This is a genomic window from Saccharopolyspora sp. NPDC050642, from assembly GCF_040654735.1.
Taxonomy (GTDB): Bacteria; Actinomycetota; Actinomycetes; order Mycobacteriales; family Pseudonocardiaceae; genus Saccharopolyspora; species Saccharopolyspora elongata.
The window spans coordinates 1-7,542 of sequence record NZ_JBFAIN010000082.1 but is presented as its reverse complement, the minus strand read 5'-3'; the positions used below and the strand labels follow the sequence as shown (position 1 = coordinate 7,542).

Sequence of the window (7,542 nt, the reverse complement as noted above, 5' to 3'; positions counted from 1 at the left end):
CTCAGAAACAAGACCCGCTACCAGCCGGCCCGCCCCACAACCCAGCCCGCAGCGCCCCCAGCCGCCGCTTGACAAAAACATAGGAACACCCCCCGGCGCCGACCGGTAATCCCGCGCGGCGTCCCGATGTAAGGAAAGTGGCCTGCCTCAACGCGTTCTGGGGCAAGCCGAAGATGGAAGTCTACTGTGGATCGATCCGGCCGTCGCGGCGGCCGGATCGCGAGCGGGCGTTGTCAGCTTCCGTTGGGGAGCAGGCCTTCTGCGATGAGGGCCGCGTGTACCGCTTCGCCCAGGGTCGTTACCGCGCTCAGGGGGCGGACCATGACCGTGAACTCTTCGATCAGGCCGTTCTCGTCCAGTTGGACCAGGTCGATTCCGTGGATCTGCTTGCCGTTCACCATCGAGCGGAAGATCAGCACGTGGGAGTCCGCCGCCGCGCCCGCCGCGGTCTCCGCCGTGCCCTGCAGCTCGCCGACGTAGCGGAACTCGTCGAAGACGCGCCGCATGAGGACGCCGAAGACGCCCAGGACCATGGCTCGCCCTTCGAACGGGCTGAACTTGATCGGGCTGAAGAACCTCGGCTCGGGCGCGAACAGCGCCTCCAGCGCGTCGACGTCGCGTTCTTCCACCGCGGTGCGGAAGCGGTCGATGGTATCCACGCGGGCTCCTTGGTCAAGGATATGATTAGTCCTAAAATTGACTATAGTGGCGCTGGGCGGCCTCGGCTAGGGAGTGATGTGCGATGGCCTTGCGGCATGCGGTGCTGGCGGCGTTGCTGGACGGCGAGTTCAGCGGTTACCAGCTGGCGAAGGCGTTCGACGTCGGGATGGCCAACTTCTGGCACGCGCTGCCGCAGCAGCTCTACTCGGAGCTGGCGAAGCTGGAGCAGGACGGGCTGGTCTCCGGCCGCGAGATCGTGCAGGAAGCCCGGCCGAACAAGCGGCTTTTCACGGTCACGGACGCGGGTCTGGCCGAACTTCAGCGGTTCGCCGCCGCCCCGTCCAAGCCGTCGTTCATCCGCGACGATCTCCTGGTCAAGGTCGCGGCGGCCGATTCGGTCGATGCGGCCGAGCTGATCGGCCAGCTCGAGGAGCGCGCGGCGATCGCCGAGGCGAAGATCGAGCTCTTCGACAAGCTCCTGCGCAAGATGCGCGGTGAGCTCGACGAAGCGGAATTCCTTGCGAGCGCTGCGAAGATCGGCCCCTACCTGACGTGCTTGCGGGGGCGGCGGTTCGAGAGCGAGAACCGCGACTGGTGCAACGCGACCGCTTCGGTGCTGCGAGCCAGGGCGGGTGCCGATGTCCAGGGATGACCGCACTCCTCGCTACTCCAGGTTCGTGGCGCTCGGCGACAGCCAGACCGAAGGGCTCAACGACGGCGATGACGCGCGGGGATACCGCGGCTGGGCGGACCGCCTGGCCGAACAGCTCGCCGCCGTGAATCCGGAACTGCTGTACGCGAACCTGGCGGTGCGCGGGCGACTGGCCCACGAGGTGCGCGCGGAGCAGTTGTCGCCGGCGCTCGCGCAGGCCCCGGATCTGGTCACCGTCATGGCCGGGGTGAACGACCTGATCCGCCCGAGCTTCGATGCCGCGGCCGTGTGCGGCCACATCGAGCACATGCTCAGCGCTCTCGCGGTCACCGGGGCTACCGTCGTCACCTTCACCTATCCCGACCCCGGGCAGCGCTTGCCGGCCGGGCGGCTGCTCACCGCGCGGACCCGGGACTTCAACGACCGGATCCGGGCGGCCGCGCAACGCCACGGGGCGGTGGTCGCGGACCTTTCGGCCCATGCCGTGACATCCGATCCTCGGCTGTGGAGCGGCGATCGGCTGCACCTCAACGCCCTCGGTCACACGCGGCTGGCGGGCGCTGTCGCCCACGCCCTGGAACTGCCGGGCGGCGACGATGCGTGGAGCGAATCCCTTCCGGCGCAACAGGAATCGTCGGCGTGGCGGGTAGCCGAGGCGGAGCTCCGGTGGGTGGCGGGCTTCGTCGGGCCGTGGCTCGTTCGCCGCATGCTCGGCCGCTCCTCGGGCGACGGCCGCGAGGCGAAACGCCCGACGCTCGGCCCGGTGTCCGCCGATGATCCGGTGAACATCGAATCCTCCGCTGATCGACTCTGAGCGTACGCCATACGGTACTCTGTACCGGGAAGCTGGGTGCGGGAGGAGACGCGGGTGCGGCTGGGGCGGTGCGCGGTGGTGTTCGATCCGGCGGATCCGCCGCGGGTGGGCGCGTTCGTCGTCCACGACCCAAGTGGTGGTCCGCTCCCGGCGGACCTGACTTCGGGAGAGCCCGCCGAACCGGTGGTCACCCTGGTCGAGGACGGCGCTGTCGTCGCTCGTCGAGTGCCCGCCCGTCGGATAGCAGTGGCGCAGGCGTTGCCGTTGCTCCTGGCAATGCGCGACGAGCGCGAGGCGCATCCATCCGCGGTCTTCCATTCCGCCGCAGCGATGCTGGCATTGCACCTGGTCGCCCGTGGCCGCGTGCTGCCCGGCGTCTCGCCGGACGGGGTCGATGCCTGGCGGATCGGACCGTTCGACGTCGCCGACGTCGAACGGCTCCGCGCGCTGGCCGCCGCGATGCCGGCGAGCGCGCGAGCGATTCCGCTGGATCCGGCCGCCGAACCGCTCGTGCTGCCGGATGCCGAGCGGCTGTTGCGCGAGTTCCTCGACGCGGTCGCCGACACGATGCCGCGCACGCCCGGCGCGGTGTGGCTCACGGGCGATCCGCGCTACGCCGCCGACGAGCGCACGGCGGCCGACGAGGACCTCCGCGAGTGGGCGCGGCAGGTCGCCGTGGGCGTGGACACCGGGCTCCGGGTCGCGTTGCGCCTCGAAGTCCGCGGCGAGTTCGGCGCGAGCCCGTTCACGGCAGTGGTCCGGCTTCGAAACCTCGCCGATCCCACGCAGGTCGTGGACGCCGAGGCGCTGTGGGCGGGGGAGGGCCACGGGTTCGGCGAGCGCGCGACGTTCGAGGCCATGCTCGCGCTGCGCCGCGCCGCCCGGATCTGGTCGCCGCTGGAGAGCCTGCTCGCCGAGGCCGAGCCGGTCGAGCTGGAACTGGTCGACGAGGACGTCGAAGACCTGCTCGGCGGGGCCGAGGCGCGGTTGGCGGCGGCCGGGATCGACATCGAGTGGCCGCCGGAGCTGTCCCGGGAGCTCAACGCCCGGGTCGTCGTGACGGCGCCCGGCGAGCAGCCCCGGGACGCCGCCGCCTTCCTGCGCGGGTCCTCGCCGCTGCCGCTGAGCTGGCAGCTCACGCTCGCCGGTGAGCCGCTCGCGGACGTCGAGATGGACGTCGTGGCCAAAAGCGGGCCGGTGGTGCGGATGCGGGAGCAATGGCTGCTGGTGGAGCCGGAGCTGGCGCGCAAGGCGCGCGAACGGGCCCTGCCGCCGGTGCGCGCGTACGAAGGTCTCGGCATCGCGTTGATCGGCAGCGCGGAAGTCGAAGGCGCCCGCGTCGGAGCCGTCGCGTCCGGCTGGCTGGGCGCGCTGGTGGAGCAGGTGGCGGATCCCGACGGCGGCCCCGAACCGCTCGGCCAACCTGAGGCGCTGCGTGCCACGCTGCGCGACTACCAGCAGCGGGGTCTGCGGTGGCTGCACCGGATGACCGCGCTGGGGTTCGGCGGCTGCCTCGCCGACGACATGGGCCTGGGCAAGACGATCATGCTGATCGCGCTGCACCTGCGCCGGGTGGCGGACCCGGCGACGGCGGGCGCGACGCTCGTCGTCTGCCCCGCGTCGTTGCTGGGCAACTGGGCGCGGGAGATCGAGAAGTTCGCCCCGGGCACGCTCGTGCGCCGGTTCCACGGGTCCGCGCGGTCGCTGGCCGGGCTCGACAGCGGCTTCGTGCTCACCACCTACGGCACCATGCGCGTCGACGCGGCGGCCCTTGCCGGGCACCGGTGGGGGATGGTGGTCGCGGACGAGGCACAGCACGTCAAGAACCGGTTGAGCGGTACCGCCAAGGCGTTGCGCGAGATCCCCGCGTCCGCGCGGGTCGCGATGACCGGTACACCGGTGGAGAACAACCTCGCCGAACTGTGGACGATCCTCGACTGGACCACGCCCGGTCTGCTCGGCCGGATCGGGGAGTTCCGGGCCGGGTGGGCGCGTTCGGTCGAGGAGGAGCGGGACAACCCGACCGCGCAACGGCTTTCCCGGCTCGTGCGGCCGTTCCTGTTGCGGCGCCGCAAGTCCGACCCGGGAATCGCCCCCGAGCTGCCGCCGAAGACCGAGACCGACCACGTCGTCGCGCTCACGCCGGAGCAGGTCGCGCTCTACGAGCGCGTGGTGCGGGAGGTGATGGCCGAGATCCGGGACAGCAGGACCGAGATCGCCCGCCGCGGTCTGGTGCTCAAGCTGCTGGTCGGCCTCAAGCAGGTGTGCAACCATCCGGCGCACTACTTGAAGGAGAGCGCCGGCCCCTCGCCCGCTCGGTCGGAGAAGCTGCAGCTGCTGGACGAACTGATCGACACCATCCTCGCCGAGGGCGGCGCGGTGCTCGTGTTCACCCAGTACGTGCAGATGGCCAGGCTGCTGGAGAAGCACCTGGCCGACCGCGGCGTGCCCGCCCAGCTGCTGCACGGTGGCACCCAGGTGGCCCGCCGCGACGAGATGGTGCACCGGTTCCAGGCGGGTGAGGTGCCGGTCTTCCTGTTGTCGCTCAAGGCGGCCGGCACCGGTCTCAACCTCACCCGCGCCGACCACGTCGTGCACTACGACCGCTGGTGGAACCCCGCGGTCGAGGAGCAGGCCACCGACCGCGCGTACCGGATCGGCCAGACCAAGCCGGTCCAGGTGCACCGCCTGGTAGCCGGGGGAACGCTGGAGGAACGCATCGCCGTCCTGCTGGCGGGCAAGAAGGAGCTGGCCGACGCCGTCCTCGGCGGCGGTGAAGCCGCGCTCAGCGAGCTTTCCGACGCCGAGCTGCGGCGGCTGGTCGAGTTGAGGAGCGCCTGTGCCCGGTCATGACGAGTACGACGACTTCCTGCTCGGCTTCGACGACGAGGACGAGGAGGACGCGGCCGACGAGGTCGATCCGCACCGGCGTGCGATCACCTTCCCCGCGTTCCCGCCGGGCAAGCGGTACGGCAAGAAGTTCGCCGACACCTGGTGGGGCAACGCCTGGATCGAGGCGATGGAGGACACCGCGCTCGACCCGGAGCAGCTCAAGAAGGGCCGCAGGTACGCGTTCGCCGGCCAGGTGGGCGCGATCACCGTCAGCCCAGGCCGCATCTCGGCCCCGGTCCACGACGGCGACCACTACCGCCCGCACACCACGGTGATCCGGTTCCGCGAGCTGTCCGGCGCCGGCTGGGACCGGTTCCTGGACAGGGTCGCCGGCAATGCCGGGCACATCGCCGCGCTGCTCGACCGCGACATGCCACGCGAACTGGTCCGAGCGGCCGACGACGCGGATGTGCGCCTGCTGCCGGGCTACGGCGATCTCGATCCCGAGTGCGGTTGTCCCGGTTGGGACAGCCCGTGCCAGCACGCGGCCGCCTTGGCCTACCAGGTTTCCTGGCTGCTCGACCGGGATCCGTTCGTGCTGCTGCTGGTGCGAGGGCGGGGCGAGGACGAGCTGACCGAGGAGTTGCACCGGCGCAACGCCCGCCGCGCCGTGGACGCGAGCGCTGCTGCCTCGGCGGCGGGAACGCCTGCGGCGGAGGCATGGTCGGCCCATCCGGCGGCGTTGCCCGACCCGCCGGGGCCGGTGTCGGCGGCTCCGCTGGACCTGGCTTCTTTGCTGGCGGACGTCGGAGAGTCGCCGGTCGCTGCGGACGCGATCGCCGTACTCGCCGCGGACGCGGCGGACCGGGCGCGTTCGCTGCTGGCGGGTGAGCGCGTGGACGAGCCGGATCAGTGGACCGACGCGGTGCGGCTCTCCGCCCGGGCCGACCGGGACGACCTGACCGGACGAGCGGGCCGCGCCGCTGCCCGGCCGGTGGACTTCACCCGCGCCGTGCACGCCTGGAAACTGGCCGGGAAGAGCGGTCTAGCAGCGCTGGAAGACGCGTGGACGCCGCCTCGCGATGCCCGGCAGGAGATCGACGACGCGTGGCGGGACGTCGGCCTCGGCGAACCGCCGGAGGTGCGCGTGTGGCGCAACAGGTGGACGCTCGGGGATCACGGGGTGCAGCTGCGCCTCGGCCAGGATGGTCTTTGGTATCCCTTCAGCGCAGATGGGAAGGGGTGGGCCCTCGCCGGTCCGCCCGTCCAGGACGCCGCCGAAGCGCTTGCGGAACTGCTGGACGGCGGCCGGGACGGGGTCTGATCAGGCGCGTCGGCGAGCATCGCTGCGTGCCGCGCGATTTCTAACTGGCCACAGTGGACCGTCGGCGCGCGGCGGGCCGGGCGTGCGATCTCGATGTCGGCTGGGAATCGTGCGATTGCAAAGATTCTCGGCCAAATGGTCTGCACCAAACCTGCGGCGGTGGCATGGTGGTGGCCGTCGCCGGGGTCTGGAGTCGGCCGATCCGGCGGGATTTCGGCGCCGGTTGATGTCCCTTTTCATGGGGCTTGCGGGCAACCCTGGACCCGCTCGACGTCCGGTGCGGTGGCGGAATTCTGTCTGGTTCTTCACGTTTCGGTGCTCGACCGTGTCTGAAACGTTGTCTCCCCGCTGGCCTCCGCGATCGGGTCTGCACCCGAAATCCGTTCGGCCACAGGGAAGTCCGCGACTCGGTCGCGCGTCGAGAAGACGCAGGTCCGGGTGCGCCCGGAGGCTCGCCGGCGGCATGTCGTCCGCGCGGAGGAGCTCGCCGGAAACGGCCCGGTGCAAAAGGTTCCGAACACTACCACCGCGTCGGCCGTCGATCGCAGGTGCTCCGCAGGTTGCCCTTTTGGGAAGTGAAGGTTTCGTGGACTCGACTTGGGTCTGCACGGCTGGTGGAATGCGCCGAACAGCTGGCTCGTGGGCTCTGCCGGGAACCGCTCGCTTGGCGGGCACCCCGCTGCGTTCCGGCGGAGTCCTCAAATCGGAGACGAGGATCAGTGACGCAAATCCTGCAAGGCGACGGCGAGCGCAGTGCTCAGGCGCCCGTCGACGCCGGTGACGAGGGGTACAGCAAGGCCCTCAAAGCCAGGCACATCAACATGATCGCGATCGGCGGCGCCATCGGCACCGGCCTGTTCATGGGCGCGGGCGGTCGGCTGGCGACGGCCGGGCCCGCGCTGGCGATCGCCTACGCCGTGTGCGGCGTGTTCGCGTTCTTCGTGGTGCGGGCGCTGGGCGAGCTGATCCTGTACCGGCCTTCCTCGGGCGCGTTCGTGTCCTACGCGCGCGAGTTCATGGGCGAGAAGGGCGCTTACGTCGCCGGCTGGATGTACTTCGTAAACTGGGCGACCACCGGCATCGCCGACATCACCGCGATCGCCCTGTACGCGCACTACTGGTCGCTGTTCAGCCCGGTTCCGCAGTGGGTGCTGGCGCTGATCGCGCTGGCGGTGGTGCTCACGCTGAACCTGGTGTCGGTGAAGGTCTTCGGCGAGATGGAGTTCTGGTTCGCCATCATCAAGGTCGGCGCGCTGGTGC

Annotated in this window: 6 protein-coding genes; 5 read left to right on the top strand and 1 reads right to left on the bottom strand. The window is 70.7% G+C overall.

What is annotated here, in order from left to right:
• Positions 1 to 233: 233 nt before the first annotated feature.
• A complete protein-coding gene (locus tag AB0H93_RS44055) occupies positions 234 to 659 on the bottom strand; it encodes a nuclear transport factor 2 family protein (protein WP_358582890.1) in 426 nt (141 codons plus the stop codon).
• An 83-nt stretch (positions 660 to 742) separates the two neighbouring features.
• Between AB0H93_RS44055 and AB0H93_RS44050 the strand changes: the two genes are divergently transcribed.
• The 5 genes from AB0H93_RS44050 to AB0H93_RS44030 all read left to right on the top strand — a co-directional run.
• On the top strand, positions 743 to 1,312 hold the full coding sequence (locus AB0H93_RS44050; RefSeq protein WP_358582887.1) for a PadR family transcriptional regulator: 570 nt from the start codon (positions 743 to 745) through the stop codon (positions 1,310 to 1,312).
• On the top strand, positions 1,299 to 2,126 hold the full coding sequence (locus tag AB0H93_RS44045) for an SGNH/GDSL hydrolase family protein (protein WP_358582884.1): 828 nt from the start codon (positions 1,299 to 1,301) through the stop codon (positions 2,124 to 2,126). Before AB0H93_RS44050 ends, AB0H93_RS44045 begins: the two co-directional genes overlap by 14 nt.
• A gap of 276 nt (positions 2,127 to 2,402) precedes the next feature.
• Positions 2,403 to 4,979 carry an SNF2-related protein gene (locus AB0H93_RS44040; protein WP_358582895.1) on the top strand — a complete coding sequence of 859 codons (2,577 nt, stop codon included), beginning with the start codon at positions 2,403 to 2,405 and terminating at the stop codon, positions 4,977 to 4,979.
• A complete protein-coding gene (locus AB0H93_RS44035; protein WP_358582881.1) occupies positions 4,966 to 6,282 on the top strand; it encodes an SWF/SNF family helicase in 1,317 nt (438 codons plus the stop codon). Before AB0H93_RS44040 ends, AB0H93_RS44035 begins: the two co-directional genes overlap by 14 nt.
• A gap of 821 nt (positions 6,283 to 7,103) precedes the next feature.
• Positions 7,104 to 7,542: amino acid permease (locus AB0H93_RS44030; RefSeq protein ID WP_358582892.1), on the top strand; the 439-nt coding region annotated here is incomplete at its 3' end.